Origin of the sequence: Tropicibacter alexandrii (assembly GCF_003667315.2) — a bacterium.
GTDB classification, from domain to species: Bacteria; Pseudomonadota; Alphaproteobacteria; order Rhodobacterales; family Rhodobacteraceae; genus Tropicibacter; species Tropicibacter alexandrii.
This window is the reverse complement of record NZ_RCTZ02000027.1, coordinates 21,022-38,746: the sequence shown is the minus strand read 5'-3', so window position 1 is coordinate 38,746 and position 17,725 is coordinate 21,022. Positions and strand designations below refer to the sequence as shown.

The window sequence follows — 17,725 nt, the reverse complement described above, 5'->3', positions numbered from 1 at the left end:
AAAAATCGTCGGCCTTCGTTACCCCTGTCACGAACACAGGAGGCAACGTGATGCAGGATAGCGAGATCGCCCGGCGCGGGCTGGTGCTTTTGGGATGTGGCAAGATGGGGTCCGCGATGCTGGCCGGTTGGCTGGCCAAGGGCTTGCCTGCCGGATCGGTCTGGGTGCAGGACCCGTTTCCGTCGGATTGGGTGCAAGCGCAGGGCGTGCATGTGAATCAAGACCTGCCCGCCGACCCCGCCATCGTCCTGATCGCTGTGAAACCCCAGATGATGGCCGAAGCGCTGCCTGCCTTGCAGGCGATGGGCAATGGCACGACGCTGTTCCTGTCGGTCGCGGCGGGGATCGGCATTGCGACCTATGAGCGGATGCTGGGGGCGCAAACGCCGATCATCCGCGCCATGCCCAACACACCCGCCGCCGTGGGTCAGGGGATCACGGCGATCATCGGCAACGGCTCCACCAAGGACACGCATCTGACGCAGGCCGAGGCGCTGCTGTCCGCCGTGGGTCAGGTGGTCCGGCTGGAAGGCGAGGACCAGATGGACGCCGTGACCGGGGTCAGCGGTTCCGGCCCCGCCTATGTGTTTCACATGATCGAATGTCTGGCCGCGGCGGGCGAGGCGCAGGGCTTGGCCCCCGATCTGGCGATGGCGCTGGCCAAGGCCACCGTCGCGGGCGCCGGTGCGCTGGCGATGCAGGCGGACGAGGACCCGGCGGAACTGCGGGTCAACGTCACCTCGCCCAACGGCACCACGCAGGCCGGGCTGGAGGTGCTGATGGCCGAGGATGCCTTGCCCGCGCTGATGAAGGCGACCGTGGCGGCGGCAGCGGACAGATCGCGGGAGCTGGCCAATGGCTGAGATCACCTTTGACGACTTCCTCAAGGTCGATATCCGCGTCGGCACCGTGATCCGCGCCGAGCCCTACCCGGAGGCGCGCAAACCGGCGATCAAGATGTGGATCGACTTCGGCCCCGAGATCGGCGAGCGCAAAACCTCGGCACAGGTCACGGCGCATTACACGCCCGAAACGCTGGTCGGGCGGCAGGTCATGGGGGTGGTGAACTTCCCACCCCGCCAGATCGGCAAATTCATGTCCGAAGTTCTGGTTCTGGGCCTGGCAGACCCGGATGGCGGCATCGTGCTGCTGGCCCCGGATCAGCCGGTGCCCGACGGTGGGCGGATGCACTGACGCGCCCGGGGCCGCTTGGTCACACCTCGGGTGCGGACGGATCGGGCAAGACGCCATCCCGCTTGGGCGGGTTGAACAGCGGATCGTTGCGCTTGATGTATTGCGAGATCAGCTTGGCGCTTGGCCAACCTGCGATTGCCCCGATCACCACCGCAGTGACGATCGCCTGCCACGTGTACCAATCGAGTGTGAAGAAGACGATGAGTGCAGCCCCGGCGATACCGGTTGCGCTCATCATCGCGATATACCAACTGAGACGGTCCATGATGTCTACCTCCTGAGAGGTAAACGCATGGGCCGCCGCCACGTTCCCCTAGTCTTCGGGGGTGGTCAGCCGACGATCCTCGTGGGTTTCCGGGTTCCAAGGGTCCTGATCCTGCGCCGTGCGCATCACGGGCCAAGCCGGCAGGAGGCTGTTCAACAGGTCCTCGGCACGCGGCAGGTGGATCAGTTTCGGCAAGCGCAACAACATGATATTCCCCGGTTAGCTTCTGTCTATAAGCCCAGATTCGTGTAAAGGTTCCGTAACGCCACGCCTTGAATTTCGTGCGCCCTTGCGTAACCCGGCGTGAAGGAGGACCGATCATGACGCAGCCCGCCATCACCGGACATGGTGTCTTTACACCCGAGCAGGTCATCACCAACGATGAGTTGGTCGTGGCCTTCAACGCCTATGCCGACCTCTGGAACGCCGAGAACGCCGAGCGGATCGCCGCGGGCGAGGTCGAGGCGATGGGACACTCCAGCAGCGAGTTCATCCTGAACGCTTCGGGAATCGAGCAACGCTACGTGCTGGACAAGGACGGCGTTCTCGACCCGACGCGCATGTATCCGCGCCTGCCCGGCAGGCCGGATGACGCGCCCGGCTACATGGCCGAAATCGCGATGGACGCGTGCGGCAAGGCGCTGGCGATGGCCGGGGTCGATGCGTCCGCGATCGATCTGGTGATCTGCGCCGCGTCGAACATGGAACGCGCCTACCCCGCCGTGGCCATCGAGATCCAGAACCTGCTGGGTGCGGGCGGCTTTGCCTTCGACATGAACGTCGCCTGCTCGTCGGCCACCTTCGGCATTCAGGCGGCGGCGGACATGATCCGCAGCGGGTCGATCCGCAAGGCCATCGTGGTCTGCCCCGAAATCACCTCGGGCCATCTGGAATGGCGCGATCGGGACTGCCACTTCATCTTTGGCGATGTCTGCACCGCGGTGGTGCTGGAACGCGCCGCGGACGCCAAGGGCGCGCGCTTCGACGTGATCTCGACCCGTTGCGCCACGCAGTTTTCCAACAACATCCGCAACAATAACGGCTTTCTCCGCCGCACCCATGACCAGATGGAGGACCGCCGCGATATGCAGTTCATGCAGAACGGGCGCAAGGTCTTCAAGGAAGTGCTGCCGATGGTCTCGGCGCATATCCTTGGCCATATGGGGGATGAGGGCTGGCGGGCGGGGGACCTGAAGCGGCTCTGGCTGCATCAAGCGAACAGGACGATGAACGATTTCATCGGGAAGAAAGTGCTGGGCCGTGTGCCCGAGGACGGCGAGCAGCCCAACATCCTGCAGGATTATGCCAACACGTCTTCGGCCGGGTCCATCATCGCGTTTTCCAAGTATTCGGGCGATTTGGAGCCGGGGGACCGGGGCGTCATTTGTTCCTTTGGCGCGGGCTATTCGGTCGGGTCCGTCTTGGTCGAGCGGGCCTGAGACAGCCTGAGGTAGGATGGGTGATCACCCATCCTACTTGATGTTTCCCTGCTTCAAATGGCCCAGCGCATAGACAGCACAGCCCACGAGCAATCCCCAGACCGCGCCGCCGATCCCGAACAGGGTCAGGCCCGAGGCGGTGATGACAAAGGTCAGCGCGGCGGCTTCGCGGGTGCCATCGTCCTTCAGGGCGCCCGTCGCTGATCCGATGAACACGTTGAACAGCGCCACCCCGGCAAGGCTCGCCATCGCCAAGGGCGGCGCGGCAGCAGCGACAAACGTCACCAACGCCGCAAACACACCGAACAGGCAGTAGAACAGCCCGGCCCAAACGGCAGCCCAGTAGCGTTGTGCCTTGTCCGGGTGCGCGTGCTCGTCCGAGCACATGGCCGCCGTGATCGCGGCAAGGTTCGTCTGGATCGCCCCGAACGGCGCGGACAGGATGCTGAGCGCACCGACGCTTGCAAACATCGGCCCAGGCGGCGGCGTGAAGCCGTTCGCTTTCAGCACCGCCACACCGGGTATGTTCTGCGTGGCCATGGTCACGATGAACAGCGGGATCGCGAGGCCGATCAGCGCTTGCAGGGAAAAGGTCGGCGTGACCCAGACCGGGACGCTCAACGCCTGTTCCGGCAAGGGCAACGCCCCGTTGTGCCAGATCACCAGCCCCAGGGTCACGACCACCGCCGCCGGCACCGCGAACAGGCGCGACACCCGGCTGACCGCGAACCAAGCCAGCAGGATCGGCCCGGCGACCAGCGGCGCCTCCGCCAGTGCGCGGATCGGTGCGAAACAGATCGGCAGCAGAACGCCCGCCAGCATCCCTTGGGTGATCGGACCGGGCACCGCCTGCGCCAGCCGCACCAGCGGCTTCCAGAAACCCGCCACCACCGTTAATGCCCCGGCGATCACGAAGGCGCCGACCGCCCCGGAAAGCCCCTCGGGCGCGGGGGTGGACACCGCCAGCAGCGCCGCACCGGGCGTGGACCACGCGCAAGACGCGGGCACCTTGTGCCACAGCGCCAGCGCGATCCCAGCGACACCCATCGCCACGGCCCCGGCCATCAGAGCCGATGAGGCCTGCGCCGCATTTGCCCCCATGGCCTCGGCCCCCGCCAGAAAGATCGGGAAAGAGGAAAAGAACCCAACGATTGCGACGACGATGCCTGTCGCCAGCGCCTGAATGCCACCCATCTACTGGCCCACCGCTTCTCGCCAGTGGCGGCGACACAGGCTGACATAGGTCTCGTTCCCGCCGACCTGAATCTGGTCACCCTCGGTCAACACCCGCCCCTCGGCATCCTTGCGCACGACCATCGTCGCCTTCTTGCCGCAATGGCAGATGGTACGCACCTCGCGCATTTCGTCGGCCAGCGCCAGCAGCGCCGCCGAGCCGGGGAACAGCTCGCCCCGGAAATCGACGCGCAGGCCGTAGGCCATGATCGGCACCTTCAAATCATCGACCACGCGCGCCAATTGCCAGACCTGATCGCGGGTCAGAAACTGCGCCTCGTCGAGGAAAATGCAGGCCACACGCCCCTTGGACAGCCGCGTCGCGATCTTCTGGAACAGGTCCTCGGAGGGGCCAAACACATCCGCCTCGCGCGCAAGGCCGATCCGCGACCCGATGCGGCCTATGCCCGCGCGGTCATCGAAGGACGCGATCAGCAGATAGGTCTGCATGCCGCGTTCGTTGTAGTTATGCGCGGCTTGCAGCAGCAAGGTCGACTTGCCGGCGTTCATGGTCGAGTAATGGAAATGCAGCTTGGCCATAGGGGCGGTTTGCCCCACGCCTCTGGCGGGCGCAAGAGGCCACGGACCGGGCAGAGGGGGTCTCCCGCCCCGTGGCCTGTCGTCTTGCGCCGCAAAATGGCAACTGACACCGGCGCGCAAACCGGCGCGCTACGGTTTTCATATGACATCGTGCGACCCCATCCTGTAATGGGAAGAATGGTTTGGGGTTCCCCCCGCGGCTTGCCTGCCGGGGGCGTAAGAGGAATGACATGTCGAAAGTGGGACGTTACCTGAAGAAGCACACCGAGGCGCTGGTCAAGGATGTGGGCATCGAAGCCGCCTGCAAGCTGACCGGAAAGAGCAAGGCCACGCTGGGTCGCTACTACTCGGACTATCCCGAACATGCCGACCGCTACATGCCTGTCGATGCCGTCGCCGCGCTCGAAGAGGCGGCCAGCTACCCGCACGTCACCGCTGCGCTGGCCGAACTGAAGGGCATCACGCTGCAATTCGACAACGACCGCCGCAACTCCCGGTCCGAAGGTGGCGTCAATTCCGACGTGATCGTGCTGTCACAGCGATTTGCGATGCTGATGGCCGAGTATCACCAATCGATCGAGGATGGTGTGATTTCCGCCAACGAGGCCAAGCGCCTGCTGAACGAAACACTGGCCATCCAGAAGGTGCTGATCGACATCAAGCTGCATCTCGAAGAGGGCAGCCACTGACCTGCGTGACGGCCCTGCCGGGGCAACGTCCTTGACGACCGCTTCGCACTAGGGCAGTTTCGGGGGCTGCGGCATGGGCTGCCAAACGGTCTTTGCAGGCCCGCAGCGAGCGATCACCAACGACCCCGACCCCGGCATGGTGTGACACCCGTCCCGGGCGTGAGATCCGGGACCTCCACCTCAGGCCAACCGGCCCCACAGGTCGTATTCGCCCGCCTCGTCCACCTCGACGCGCACGATCTGGCCCGGTTGCAGGTCGCCTGCGTCCTCGTCGATGAACAGGTTGCCGTCGATCTCGGGCGCGTCGGCCTTGGTCCGGCAGGTGGCAATGCCGTCCTCGTCCACGTCATCGACGATCACGTCCATGACTTGCCCGACCTTGGCCGCCAGCTTGGCTTCGGAAATGGCCTGCGCCTTTTCCATGAAGCGGTCCCAACGCTCTTGCTTGACCTCTTCCGGTACGTGATCCGGCAGATCGTTCGACCGCGCCCCGGCGACGTTTTCGTACTGAAAACAGCCGACGCGATCCAGTTGCGCCTCGTCCATCCAGTCGAGCAGGGTCTGGAATTCATCCTCGGTCTCGCCGGGATAGCCGACGATGAAGGTCGAACGCAGGGTGATGTCCGGGCAAATCCCGCGCCACGCGGCGATCTCATCCAAGGTGCGCTCGGCGGCAGCGGGGCGCGCCATGCGCCTCAAGGTATCGGGGTGGGCGTGCTGAAAGGGAATGTCCAGGTAAGGCAGGATCTTGCCCTCGGCCATCAGCGGCACGACCTCGCGCACATGCGGATAGGGGTAGACGTAATGCAGCCGCACCCAAGCGCCGAGGCTCCCCAGATCCTTCGCCAGATCGAGGAAGGGGAATTTCGTCTCGCGGTCCTTCCAGTCGGTGCCATAGGCAGAGGTGTCCTGAGAGATGACCAGCAGTTCCTTCACCCCGGCTTCCACCAGCTTTTCCGCCTCGCGCAGCACGGCCTTGGCCGGGCGGCTGACAAGACGTCCGCGCATGTCGGGGATGATGCAGAACTTGCACTTGTGGTTACAGCCCTCGGCGATCTTGAGATAGCTGTAATGGCGGGGCGTCAGGCTGACACCGCTGGCGGGCAGCAAGTCGATAAACGGATCGGGCGCAGGCGGCACCGCGCCATGCACCGCATCGAGCACCTCTTCGTATTGATGCGGACCGGTGACGGCCAAAACCTTTGGGTGAACGCCGGTGATATAGTCCGGCTCGGCCCCCAGACAGCCGGTGACGATCACCTTGCCATTCTCGGCCAGCGCCTCACCGATGGCCTCGAGGCTTTCCGCCTTGGCCGAGTCCAGAAACCCGCAGGTGTTCACGATCACCGCATCGGCCCCGGCATAGTCGGCGCTGATGCCGTACCCTTCGGCCCGCAGGCGCGTCAGGATGCGCTCGCTGTCCACCAGCGCCTTGGGGCAGCCAAGCGAGACCATGCCAATGGTCGGCTGGCCCTCACGGCGGGAGTCCTGAATGCGGGCGCGGGACAGGTCGGGGCGAAGATCAGGAGGATTCTGCATGCCCGCGCGTATATCGCCTCACACGATGCGCGGGAAGAGCCGTTCGCGCGATACCGACCCCGACAGCGACAGATCGAAGATTTAGGCATCACGACGCCAAATGACGGACACAGAGATCGCCTGCTTGAAGCCCTTTTGACGAATGCTGCGCATAGCATGAATGTCCGCATCGCTTTGGGTAGTTGATTGGCTTCGCGACGGAGTCGCGTATATATGACTTGTTCATTGCAACTTGCGATCGGATCAGCCGATCAAATTCATGACAAAGAAGCTTCAAGCGCCCCCTGAGGTGGTGGCCCAGTTTGGTCACTGGCAATTGCCCACAAGAGGCAATGCAAACCCTGAAAACCAAACAAACGCTGTATGGTCTTGGCTTATTCAGACACAAGCTTGGCCACACGCGGCTCACAAAGCAGCGGGATCCGGCGAAAAAAGATCACCGGGTTGGAGTTTTAGTCGCTTCGGGCGATCTGAAACGAAACTCCCCGATGGAACAGTCGTTTACATCGGAGGGGAACACGAAGATCACTATGACCCGGACTTCTACATATACAACGATGTAGTTGTCGTCGGGCCTGATGGCTCTATTGCAATACTTGGCTACCCGACCGACATATTCCCTCCAACGGACTTCCATAGCGCCACGTTGCTGGAAGATGAGATACTCATCATTGGCGGACTGCGACATCCTGGCGATCGTGACCCCCGCGAAACACTTGTTTTCCGCCTATGGCTTTCCGATTTTTCCATGCATCGCGTGGTGACTCAGGGCGAAGCGCCACCATGGCTATACGGACACCAACCTGAGCTGGACCCTCAAGGCAAGAAGATCCTCTGCTCGGGAGGACAGGTAGCACATCAGCCCACTGAGAGAGCCGTCGAGAACCTTACAACATGGGAATTCGATCTGGTGTCGAACTCATGGTCTGCCTTGGAAACCAAGCCATTTCAGAGGTGGCTTCTGGTTCGTGAAGACGAAGGGTACAACGATCTGTGGGGCATAGAGCAAGTCGTTCGTTCAAGCCGCTCAACGCGCGAAAGCAAGTTGGCGACGCGCTATCAAGCCAAGTTTGAAGAACGGGGGCACATTGTCGACGCTGAGTTGTTCGATGCTCGGTTCGCCCCGCCCATTCCACATCGCCCGACTGAACCTGATCCGGACAGCAAGGGGCTTCGCTCGCACAGAATCCTCGTGGACGACGTGATCGTCCGGATCGAGGAAGACATGCACCAGATTGTCGTAACCGTAGAGGGGCAACTCAGTTCGGATCTGTTGAAGGCGCTGGAACGTCACGGTCTGGAAACCTATCGCGCTCTTGAAGGTGTGCCGTACAAATCAATGCATCTGTAGCCGAGGCTTCTGTTTAGAGTTCTTGGCTGAAACCGACTTCGGATAACCTTGAGGCAAGGACAGCTTCGTCCGCACACCCGCCGTTCCATCCACAGCTGCACAACAGGCGCTATTCGGGACTACGAAACACTGCCAAAACAACAAAGGCCCCCGCACTGCGGAGGCCCCGGAATTGCTGAAACGCACCGTTACCGACGGCGGTCGCGGCGCGAGCTCATGGGTTGGAAGGCAACGCCCACATGCGCCTCGCAATAGGGTTTGCCCTGCTGGGTCGGCAGACCGCAGAACCAGAAATCCTCGGTCGCTGGGTCGCCCACGGGCCATTTGCAGGTCCGCTCGGTCAGCTCCATCAGGGTCAGCTTCTTCGCCTTCTTTTCCACCTCGGAGACCTTGGCCAGCGCCTCGGGCGAGATTTCGTTGGTCGAGGGCTGCGGCGGCAGGGGCTGGCCCGCCGGGATGATCTGCTTGCGCGCGGGCAAGGGCGTGACGTTGTTGGTCACAGGTTCCGGCTTGGGTTCCGGCACGGGCTCGGGCTTGGGCGCGGGACGCTCGGCTGTGGCGGGCTTCGGCTTGGGCTCGGCCTTGGGCTTCGGCGCGGCGGCGGGGGCAGGCTTCGCCTCCGGCGCAGGCGCGGCACCTGCACGGTTGGACAGGCCCAGACGATGCACCTTGCCGATGACCGCATTGCGCGTCACGCCGCCCAGTTCCTTGGCGATCTGGCTGGCGGACTGCCCCTCGCCCCACATCTTCTTCAGCAGTTCCACGCGTTCATCGGTCCAGGACATGGGTCCCTCCACGGAAAAAAGCGGCCTCGGGTTGCGCGGCCGCCTGTTTTATCTGACTTGCACCCTATTCTAATCATTACCGATCAAGTTACAAGGTCGCGCAAGATCAGGAGGCCCCATGTCGCAGACCGAAAGCTTTGCCCCCGGAACCCGCCGCTTTGGACGGGTGAACTGGCTGGGCGTACAAACCCTCGCCAAACGCGAGATCCTGCGGTTCGCCAATGTCTGGACACAAACCCTGCTGGCGCCACTGGTGACCGCGGGGCTGTTCATGGTGATCTTCACCATCGCGATCGGGCCGCGACGGGGCGACGTGATGGGGGTGCCGTTCGCGCATTTCATCGCACCCGGCATCCTGATGATGACGGTGATCCAGAACGCATTCGCCAATACATCCTCGTCCATCGTGATTTCCAAGGTGCAGGGCAACATCGTCGACACGCTGATGCCCCCGCTGTCCGGCGGAGAACTGCTGGTGGGTTATCTGGCGGGCGGCGTGGCACGCGGGCTGGTCGTGGCCTGTGCCATCACGCTGGCGGTCTGGGTGACGATGGGGCTGTTCCCCGCGCACCCGCTCACCATGCTCGCCTTCGTCATCCTCGGCGCGGCGTTCCTGTCGGCGCTGGGGATCATCGCGGGCGTTTTTGCCAACAAGTTCGACCAGATGGCGGCGATCACCAATTTCATCATCACGCCTCTGGCCTTCCTGTCGGGCACCTTCTACTCGGTCGAGGCGCTGCCGCCGGGCCTGTACCAAGTCACCCATGTCAACCCGGTCTTCTACCTGATCGACGGAGTGCGATATGGCATGTTGGGCGTGTCGGACAGCGCGCCGCTGTTCGGCTTTGGCTTTGCGCTGGCGGCAACGCTGGCCGTCTGCGCGGTGGCGTGGTGGATGTTCCGCACCGGCTACCGGTTGAAGTCCTGATCCATGGCCGACGGAACCTTTGCCGTTCTGCTGGTCCTGCTGGGGTGGTCCGACATGAGCGCGGAGCATTGCGGCACGGCAGACGGCTGCTGGGGGCGCAGCGACGCTCAGGCGCGGGTCAATATCTCGGCGGGGGAGGTCATCCACCGCCGCGCCGACCCGGCGATGGAAAGCTACACACGCTACGATTTCGGCAGCAATCTTGGCCCGTTCGGGCAGGCCATGGGCCTGTCCGTGGGCGAGGATGGCGAGCTGTGGACCGGCTACGGCGTGACCTATACCCGTGGCTGGGGGCCTTTCTATGCCGAGTTGCACCTGATGCCGGGGCTCTATCTGGACAATGGCGGTTTCGACATGGGCGGCTGGCTCGAATTCCGCTCGGGTCTGGAGATCGGCATCGAGCCGTGGGCGGGCTGGCGGCTGGGGCTGGCCTATGACCACCGCTCCAACGGCGGGATCTTCGAGGACAATCCGGGCAAGGAAACCGTCCAGATCAAGGTCGGCTTTCCGGCGGATTAGAACCGCGTCGGGCTGAGCGCCTGCGCCACCTCTCCGGCCTCTTGCCCCGTGACCAGCGCGCAGGCGATCTGCGCCAGCGCGGGGGCGGTCTGGATGCCATAGCCGCCCTGCCCCGCCAGCCAGAGAAGCCCCTCGGCCTGCCGGTCGAAACCGACCACCGGCGTCTTGTCCGGGGCAAAGCTGCGCAACCCCGCCCATGACCGCTCCACCCGTGTCACCGGCAAAGTGACCGAGCGTTCGTAGCGGTCCAGCCCCTCGGCCAGGACCATGTCGTCGGGCCATGCGTCGTGCGGTTCCACCGGGTCGGCATCGGCGGGGCTGACCATCAGCCGCCCGGCATCGGGTTTCGCGTACCATGTCTCGGAGACCGATCCGAACAACGGCCAGTCCATGACCCCCTCGGCAGGTGCAGGCAGCAGCGCCGCCGATCGCCTGCACGGCGTCACCGGGATCGCCTGCGCCCCGGCAAGCGCGGCCACTGCCCCGGCCCAAGCCCCCGCCGCGTTGACCACCACCGGCGCCTGAAAGGCACCGGCGGGGGTTTCGACCACCCAAACGCCGCCCGCGCGCCGCATGGTTTCGACCCGGGCACCGCAGGTCACGACACCGCCGCGCGCCTTCAAGAGGCGCGTATAGCCCTGCAACATCCGGTCCACGTCGATATCCTGCGCGTCGCGCTCAAGGATCGCCGCCGCGAACACACCGTCCCGCAGGATCGGCACGAGGTCCGCTGCCTCGGATGGCGTCAGATGCTCCAGCCCCTCGGCCCCGTCGGCATAGTCGCGCAGCACGTCCAACTCGTCCTCGCGCGCCAGCAGCAACTCGCCACGCGGGGTCAACAGGGACCTGTCCGACACGCCCTCTGGCGTCTCGAAGAAATCGACCGACAGGGCGTTCAGCGCCCGCAAGGTTGCGTTGCCGTAATTGCGGATGAAGATCGCCGCCGAGCGCCCAGTGGAATGGTAGCCGGTCATCGGCTCTGCCTCCAACACATGCACCTTTGCCTCTGCCGCCATCATCGCCCCGGCGCTGATCCCCGCCATGCCGCCACCGATGATCAGAATGTCTGCCGTCTGCATGTGCTCCCCCTGTTTTGCCTCACGAAAGGTTCAGCAGAAACGCGCCCGAAGCTCAAGTTCGCCATGGAAGCGGGGCACCCCTTGCCCTAGACTCGAGTGAAAGAGCGGGGGTAAAATGTCCGTCAAGCGGTGTATTCTGGGGGCTGGCGCGGCGCTGGCCTCGATCTTCCTTGTCCCGGCAGCCGACGCGCTGGAGACCTTCAAGCTGGACCTGTCGATCGGCAACGATGACCCGTTGCAGGACACGTTGATCGCAGCGTCAACCCTGTCCAACCTGACCGAGGGCGAGGATACCACGGCCCGTGACGTGATCGCCGCCGCGCAGAGCGATTACACCACCCTGCTCGAAGCGCTTTATGCCAACGGCTATTACTCCGGCCGGATCAGCATCTTGCTGGACGGGCGCGAAGCCGCCGAGATCGACCCGTTCGGCGTGCCCGACGCCTTTCAGCGCGCGCAGGTCATCGTCAATCCCGGTCCGCGCTTCACCTTCGGCACCGCCCGGATCGCGCCGCTGGCCAAGCCGCAACCGGCGCTCGCCCCCGGCGAGCCTGCCTTGGCCACCGTGGTGCGCGACGCGGCGCAGGGGGCGGTTGCCGATTGGCGCGACACCGGACATGCCAAGGCCCGCATCGCCGACCAGTCGATCACAGCCCGCCACGAGGCGGCGCAACTTGACGTGGATGTCGCCATCGACCCCGGCCCGCGCCTGCGCTTTGGCGAGGTCACCGTCAGCGGTGAAAGCGCCGTGCGCGAGGCCCGCATCCGCCAGATCGCCGGATTGCCGCGCGGCGAGGTCTTCATGCCCTCCGAGGTCGAGACCGCCGCCAACCGGCTGCGCCGCACCGGCACCTTTGCCTCGGTCCAGATCACCGAGGGCGAGACGCCGCGCGCCGATGGCACGCTCGACATGGACATCGCCGTGGTCGACCGCAAGCCGCGCCGGATCGGCGGCGGGATCGAGCTGTCCTCGCTCGACGGTCTGACCCTGTCGGGCTACTGGCTGCACCGCAATTTCTTTGGCGGGGCGGAACGGCTGCGCATCGACGGCGAGATCGCCCAGATCGGCGGCGCCGGGCAAGGCATCGACTATTCCCTGTCGGTGCGGATCGAAAAACCCGCGGTCTATGGCGCAGATACCATGTTCTACGCCGAGGCAGGCCTGTCGCGCGCCGACGAGCCGGACTTTCTGACCGACCGGGCCGAGCTGACGCTGGGTGTCTCGCGTGAGTTCTCGCCGACCCTGACTGGCGATCTGGGTGTCGCGATCAGCTATGCCGAGATCACCGACCGCTTTACCAACGCCCCCAACCAGACGCGCGAGATGCTGCTGTTCAGCCTGCCCGCCGCGCTGACATGGGACACCCGCGACGATCCGCTGGACGCCAGGGACGGCTATTACCTGATGGCCGAGCTCGAACCCTTCTACAACCAGACACGCGGCGAATACGGTGCGCGCTTTGCGCTGGACGGGCGTGCCTATCGCGCCGTGGGGGACCGCGCGGTTCTGGCCGGGCGGCTGCAACTGGGCAGCTATGGCGGCACCGACGCGGTCAACGCGCCGCCGGACATGCTGTTCTATTCCGGCGGCGGCGGCACCGTGCGCGGCCAGCCCTACCAGTCCCTTGACGCCGATTACGGCGGGGTCAGCCTTGGGGGCCGTTCGCTGGCCGTCCTTTCGGCAGAGGCGCGGATCGGTGTGACCGACACTATCGGCGTCGTGGCCTTTGCCGATTACGGTGTCGTGGGCAGCGAAAGCTTTGGCGGCGGGTCCGACTGGCATGCGGGCGCGGGCCTTGGCCTGCGCTACAAGACCCCGGTCGGCCCGATCCGCTTCGATGTGGCCGGACCGGTCGGCGGCGATACCGGCGATGGCGTGCAGCTTTACATCGGCATCGGGCAGGCGTTCTGATGCGTCTGCTTGCCGTTCTTCTCTGCCTGCTCACGCCGCTGTCGCTGTTCGCCCAGACGCAGGACTCGGACCGGGGCTATATTCAGGGCCTGCTGGAGGACGCGCTGTCCGCCGAGGGCCGCAGCGTCCAGCTTCAGGGCTTTCAGGGCGCGCTCAGTTCGCGCGCCACCATCGACCGCATCACCGTCACCGACCCCGACGGCGTCTGGCTGACCATCGACGATGTGGCCCTGCAATGGAACCGCGCCGCGCTGCTGGCGGGCCGGATCGAGATCGACGAGATCAGCGCCGCACGCCTGTCGCTGCCCCGTCTGCCCCTGCCCGCCGAGGGCGAGATGCCCGCGCCAGAGGCCAGCGGCACGTTTTCCCTGCCGGAGCTGCCCGTCTCGGTCAATCTCGCCGAGCTGCGCATCGACCGGGCCGAGATCGGCGCGCCGGTCTTTGGTCTGGAGGTGGCGCTGTCGCTGACCGGCAATGCCGCGCTGTCCGGGGGCGAGGGCAATGCCGCGCTCGATATCCAACGCCTCGACCGGGGCGGGGAAATCACGCTGGACGCCGCGTTCGACAATGCCTCGCGCCAGTTGCGGCTGGACCTGCTGCTGGACGAACCCGAAGACGGCATCGCCGCGACGCTGCTGGACCTGCCCGGCAGGCCCTCGGTCCGGTTGCAGGCGCAGGGCGACGACCCGCTGTCGGATTTCACCGCCACGGTGGACCTGTCCACAGACGGGCAGGACCGGCTGCAAGGCACCGTCACCCTGACCAGCGACGACGATGGCAACAGCTTTGCGCTGGATGTCAGCGGCGACGTCGCGCCGGTCTTTGCCCCGCGCTACCGCGATTTCCTTGGCGATCAGATCGCCCTTCAGGCGGCCGGATCGCGCGCGGCCTCCGGCGCGCTGGCGCTGGATCGGCTGTCGCTCAGCGCCGCCGCCCTGACGCTGGAGGGCACGGCCCGCATCGCCGCCGATGGCTGGCCCGAGATGCTGGACCTGCAAGGCGACATCACGCCGGTCTCGGGCGAAACCGTGCAATTGCCGCTGCCCGGCCCGGCGCTTACCGTCGCCGGGGTGAACCTGCGCGCGCAATTCGACGCCAGTCAGGGCGATACGTGGCAGATCGTGGGCCGCGCCTCGGATGTTGCCCGCGACGGCTTTGCCGCCGAGACGCTGGGCTTTGACGGGACCGGACGGATCGACCGCGACAGCGGACAGGTGACCGGCGACCTCGCGCTGGACGGGCGCGGGATGGACTTCCCGACCGACGCGTTGGATCAGGCCGTCGGGCGCGACGTGCAGGGCCGGTTTGGCTTCGAGTGGACGCAGGGCGCGCCCTTGGTGCTGAGCGGACTGGACCTGTCGGGCAGCGATTACGGCCTGACCGGTGACATCACCGTCAATGGCCTGACCGACCCCGAGGCACTGGCCATCCTGCCCGATGTCACGCTGGCCGCGCGCGACCTGTCGCGCTTTGGTGCGCTGGCCGGGCTGGACCTGTCCGGCGTGGCCGAGCTGGCCGTCACCGGGCGCGTTGCGCCGCTGACCGGGCTCGTTGACCTCGCCCTGCGCGGCACGACCGACGATATCGGCACCGGCATCGCCCATCTCGACCCGCTGCTGGCGGGCGCGGGGCGGCTGTCCATCGACGTCACCCGGGACGAGGCAGGCCTGCGCGTCGACCCCGTCGACATCCGCACCGACCATGCCGAGATCACCGCGCAGGTCGATCTGAAAACCGCCGCCGCCACCGGTCAGGTTACCATCGCCGTCACCGATCTGGGCCGCGCCTTGGATGGCGTGCAAGGCCCCGCCCGGATCGAGGCGGAGTTCACCCAAGCCGACACCAACTGGCGCATCGACGCCGATGCCAGCCTGCCCGGCCAGACCACTGCGCGCGTCTCGGGCGTGATCGGCACAGGCGAGCGGCTGACCCTGTCGGGCACCGCCCGCGCCGCCATTGGACGTCTGGAAACCTATGCGCAACTGGCGGGCCGCGACCTTGCCGGGTCCGCGCAGGTCGCGGCGCAGGGCACCGCCGACCTGACCCTTGGCAGCTTTGACGTGACCGCCTCGGGGCAGACCACCGACCCGCGTTTTGGCGTGCCGCAGGCCGAGGCGCTGCTGGAGGGCACGACGCAGTTCAACCTCGCCGCCACGCGCGACCGCGCCGGGCTGATCGCGGTCGGGACCCTGCGGCTGGATGGCCCCGGCCTGCGCGGCACGGTGCAGGGGCAGTTCGACGCGCAGTCGGGCGATATCCGCTTTGATATCACCGCACCAGAGCTGGGCCGCGTCTCGCCGCAACTGGCTGGCGCGGGCAGCGTCAACGGCACGGCTGTGCGCAGCGACGGCACATGGACCGTCGAGGCGCTGGCCGCCTTGCCCGGCGACGCCACCGCCTCTGTCAACGCCACCGTGTCGGAGGACATGCAGGCGCAGGGGCGTGTCACCGCCAATGTCGGGCGGCTTGCCGCATGGCGCGCGGTTGCGGGCCTGCCGCTGTCGGGCGCGATCCGTGTCGAGGCGGTCGGTCAGGCCGATCTGAACGCGGGCAGCTTCGACGTGCAGGCCGAGGGCTCTGCCACCTCCTTCGGGATCGGCAATACGTCGGTCGATCCGCTGCTGACCGGCCCGGCCAGCTTCTCGGCCAATGTGGCGCGCGGGGCGGATGGGAACTTGCAGATCCGGTCCGTGGTGCTGGACGCAACCGGCATCGACGCGCGCGTGTCGGGGGATTATGGCGGCGGAACCGGGCGGCTGACTTACAGCGTCTCGGTGCCGCAACTGGGCCGCATCGTGCCCGATTTCAGTGGCCCGGCCACCATCGACGGCACCGCGCAACTGAACGGCCAGACCTATCGCATCGACGCCAGCGGCACCGGACCGGGCGGGCTGACGGCGCGCGTGACCGGCACGGTCAACGCCGATGGGCCGCGCCTGAACCTCTCGCTCGACGGCTCTGCGCCGCTGGCGCTGGCCAACGCCTATCTGAACGGGCAAGCGGTGACCGGCGTGGCGCGGTTCGACCTGTCGGTGAACGGTCCGCCCGCGCTGAGCGCCGTGTCGGGGCGTGTGACGCTGGAGAATGCCCGGCTGTCGGTGCCCGCGCAGGGCATCGCCCTGAACGACATTCGCGGCGGAATCGACCTGTCGGGCGGACGCGCCACGCTGGCCCTGACCAGCGACGCGTCCAGCGGCGGACGACTGCGCGTCACCGGCCCGGTGGCTCTGAGCGCGCCTTTCGTTGCCGGGATCGAAGCGCAACTGATCGACGTGACCCTGCGCGATGCCAGCCTCTTCGAGGCGCAACTGGGGGGCACCGTCACCGTGCAGGGACCGCTTGCGGGTGGCGCCCGGATCGGCGGCGCGGTGGATGTGCAAACGGTCGAAATGCGCCTGCCGACGATCGGGCCGTCGTATTCGGCGCTGGACGGGCTGACCCATGTCGGCGCATCGCCCGCGGTGCGGCAGACCCTGCGCTATGCCGGGCTCGACCAGCCCGCGCAATCCGGCGGCGCGGCACCGAGCTATCCCATCGACCTCGTGGTGAACGCGCCGAACCGCATCTTCGTGCGGGGGCGCGGGCTGGATGCGGAACTGGGAGGATCGCTGCGGCTGACGGGAACCACCGACGACCTCATCCCTCAGGGGCAGTTCGACCTGATCCGGGGCCGGCTGGACCTGCTGGGACGTCGGCTGACGCTGACCGAAGGCTCGGTGCGTCTGCGGGGCAGCTTTGACCCGGTGATCGACTTCTCGGCGTCGACGACGGTCGAGGACGCGACGATCACCCTGCGGATCGAGGGCCTGGCCTCCGAGCCGGAGTTGACCGTGACGTCATCGCCGTCGCTGCCGCAGGAAGAGGCGCTGTCGCTGTTCCTGTTCGGCAAGGATGTCACCAGCATCTCGGCGCTGCAGGCCGTGCAACTGGCCGCGGCGATCCGGACGCTGACGGGGCAAGGCGGTCTGGGCATCACCGGCGAATTGCGCGCGGGCCTTGGCGTCGATGATCTGGATATCGGGACGGATGCGGACGGGCAGGCGCAGGCGCGTGTCGGGAAGTATATCTCGGACAACGTCTATACGGACGTGACGGTCACCTCGGGCGGCGATACCGAGATCAACCTGAACCTCGACCTGACGGACAATGTGACCGTGCGCGGGCGCGTCGGCAGCGACGGCGATACCGGGATCGGGATCTTTTTCGAAAGGGATTACTGACGCGGGCGCAGGGCTGACGGCGTCGAGGGGGC

16 protein-coding genes are annotated in these 17,725 nt (G+C 66.0%); 9 read left to right on the top strand and 7 right to left on the bottom strand.

Translation table 11 applies throughout. From position 1 onward, the window contains the following. Positions 1-50: 50 nt before the first annotated feature. Together proC and D8Z78_RS22030 are read left to right on the top strand one after the other, a co-directional pair. Complete coding sequence (gene proC / locus D8Z78_RS22035; RefSeq protein ID WP_121630470.1) at positions 51-863, top strand: pyrroline-5-carboxylate reductase; 813 nt, start codon at positions 51-53, stop codon at positions 861-863. Further along, positions 856-1,194, top strand: coding sequence for a tRNA-binding protein (locus D8Z78_RS22030; RefSeq protein WP_121630469.1), 339 nt, complete (start codon positions 856-858; stop codon positions 1,192-1,194). Before proC ends, D8Z78_RS22030 begins: the two co-directional genes overlap by 8 nt. A 19-nt stretch (positions 1,195-1,213) precedes the next feature. Here the strand turns inward: D8Z78_RS22030 and D8Z78_RS22025 are convergent, their stop codons facing one another. Next, the gene (locus D8Z78_RS22025) at positions 1,214-1,459 is read right to left on the bottom strand and encodes a hypothetical protein (RefSeq protein ID WP_121630468.1); all 246 of its coding nucleotides are present in this window, start codon (positions 1,457-1,459) and stop codon (positions 1,214-1,216) included. A gap of 48 nt (positions 1,460-1,507) precedes the next feature. Continuing rightward, positions 1,508-1,666: a hypothetical protein gene (locus D8Z78_RS24765; RefSeq protein ID WP_164933063.1), complete on the bottom strand. Its 159-nt coding sequence runs from the start codon at positions 1,664-1,666 to the stop codon at positions 1,508-1,510. 113 nt (positions 1,667-1,779) lie between these two features. Here D8Z78_RS24765 and D8Z78_RS22020 point away from each other — a divergent pair, with 113 nt between their 5' ends. Further along, a complete protein-coding gene (locus D8Z78_RS22020; protein WP_121630467.1) occupies positions 1,780-2,898 on the top strand; it encodes a beta-ketoacyl-ACP synthase III in 1,119 nt (372 codons plus the stop codon). 33 nt (positions 2,899-2,931) lie between these two features. Here the strand turns inward: D8Z78_RS22020 and D8Z78_RS22015 are convergent, their stop codons facing one another. Together D8Z78_RS22015 and D8Z78_RS22010 are read right to left on the bottom strand one after the other, a co-directional pair. After that, complete coding sequence (locus D8Z78_RS22015; RefSeq protein ID WP_121630466.1) at positions 2,932-4,092, bottom strand: benzoate/H(+) symporter BenE family transporter; 1,161 nt, start codon at positions 4,090-4,092, stop codon at positions 2,932-2,934. Continuing rightward, on the bottom strand, positions 4,093-4,671 hold the full coding sequence (locus tag D8Z78_RS22010) for a thymidine kinase (protein ID WP_121630465.1): 579 nt from the start codon (positions 4,669-4,671) through the stop codon (positions 4,093-4,095). A 230-nt stretch (positions 4,672-4,901) separates the two neighbouring features. Here D8Z78_RS22010 and D8Z78_RS22005 point away from each other — a divergent pair, with 230 nt between their 5' ends. After that, positions 4,902-5,360, top strand: a complete 459-nt coding sequence (locus D8Z78_RS22005; RefSeq protein ID WP_121630464.1) for a hypothetical protein — start codon at positions 4,902-4,904, stop codon at positions 5,358-5,360. A gap of 180 nt (positions 5,361-5,540) precedes the next feature. Here the strand turns inward: D8Z78_RS22005 and rimO are convergent, their stop codons facing one another. Continuing rightward, the gene (gene rimO, locus D8Z78_RS22000; RefSeq protein ID WP_420824336.1) at positions 5,541-6,899 is read right to left on the bottom strand and encodes a 30S ribosomal protein S12 methylthiotransferase RimO; all 1,359 of its coding nucleotides are present in this window, start codon (positions 6,897-6,899) and stop codon (positions 5,541-5,543) included. A gap of 259 nt (positions 6,900-7,158) precedes the next feature. Between rimO and D8Z78_RS21995 the strand changes: the two genes are divergently transcribed. Beyond that, positions 7,159-8,250 (top strand): Kelch repeat-containing protein, encoded by a 1,092-nt coding sequence (locus D8Z78_RS21995; RefSeq protein ID WP_128910891.1) that lies wholly within the window; start codon positions 7,159-7,161, stop codon positions 8,248-8,250. A gap of 188 nt (positions 8,251-8,438) precedes the next feature. Here D8Z78_RS21995 and D8Z78_RS21990 read toward each other — a convergent pair whose 3' ends face one another. Beyond that, on the bottom strand, positions 8,439-9,035 hold the full coding sequence (locus tag D8Z78_RS21990; protein ID WP_121630461.1) for a GcrA family cell cycle regulator: 597 nt from the start codon (positions 9,033-9,035) through the stop codon (positions 8,439-8,441). A 118-nt stretch (positions 9,036-9,153) separates the two neighbouring features. On the opposite strand from D8Z78_RS21990, the gene D8Z78_RS21985 reads away from it, so the two are divergent. Together D8Z78_RS21985 and D8Z78_RS21980 are read left to right on the top strand one after the other, a co-directional pair. Further along, positions 9,154-9,963 (top strand): ABC transporter permease, encoded by an 810-nt coding sequence (locus tag D8Z78_RS21985; protein WP_121630460.1) that lies wholly within the window; start codon positions 9,154-9,156, stop codon positions 9,961-9,963. A gap of 3 nt (positions 9,964-9,966) precedes the next feature. After that, a complete protein-coding gene (locus D8Z78_RS21980; RefSeq protein WP_121630459.1) occupies positions 9,967-10,482 on the top strand; it encodes an acyloxyacyl hydrolase in 516 nt (171 codons plus the stop codon). Here the strand turns inward: D8Z78_RS21980 and D8Z78_RS21975 are convergent. Next, positions 10,479-11,561 (bottom strand): NAD(P)/FAD-dependent oxidoreductase, encoded by a 1,083-nt coding sequence (locus tag D8Z78_RS21975; RefSeq protein WP_121630458.1) that lies wholly within the window; start codon positions 11,559-11,561, stop codon positions 10,479-10,481. The two genes, D8Z78_RS21980 and D8Z78_RS21975, sit on opposite strands and share 4 nt — an antisense overlap. Positions 11,562-11,676: 115 nt before the next feature. On the opposite strand from D8Z78_RS21975, the gene D8Z78_RS21970 reads away from it, so the two are divergent. Together D8Z78_RS21970 and D8Z78_RS21965 are read left to right on the top strand one after the other, a co-directional pair. Then, positions 11,677-13,473 carry an autotransporter assembly complex protein TamA gene (locus D8Z78_RS21970; RefSeq protein WP_121630457.1) on the top strand — a complete coding sequence of 599 codons (1,797 nt, stop codon included), beginning with the start codon at positions 11,677-11,679 and terminating at the stop codon, positions 13,471-13,473. Continuing rightward, positions 13,473-17,693 carry a translocation/assembly module TamB domain-containing protein gene (locus tag D8Z78_RS21965; RefSeq protein ID WP_121630456.1) on the top strand — a complete coding sequence of 1,407 codons (4,221 nt, stop codon included), beginning with the start codon at positions 13,473-13,475 and terminating at the stop codon, positions 17,691-17,693. The genes D8Z78_RS21970 and D8Z78_RS21965 overlap by 1 nt, the downstream gene beginning before the upstream one ends. Positions 17,694-17,725: the final 32 nt, after the last annotated feature.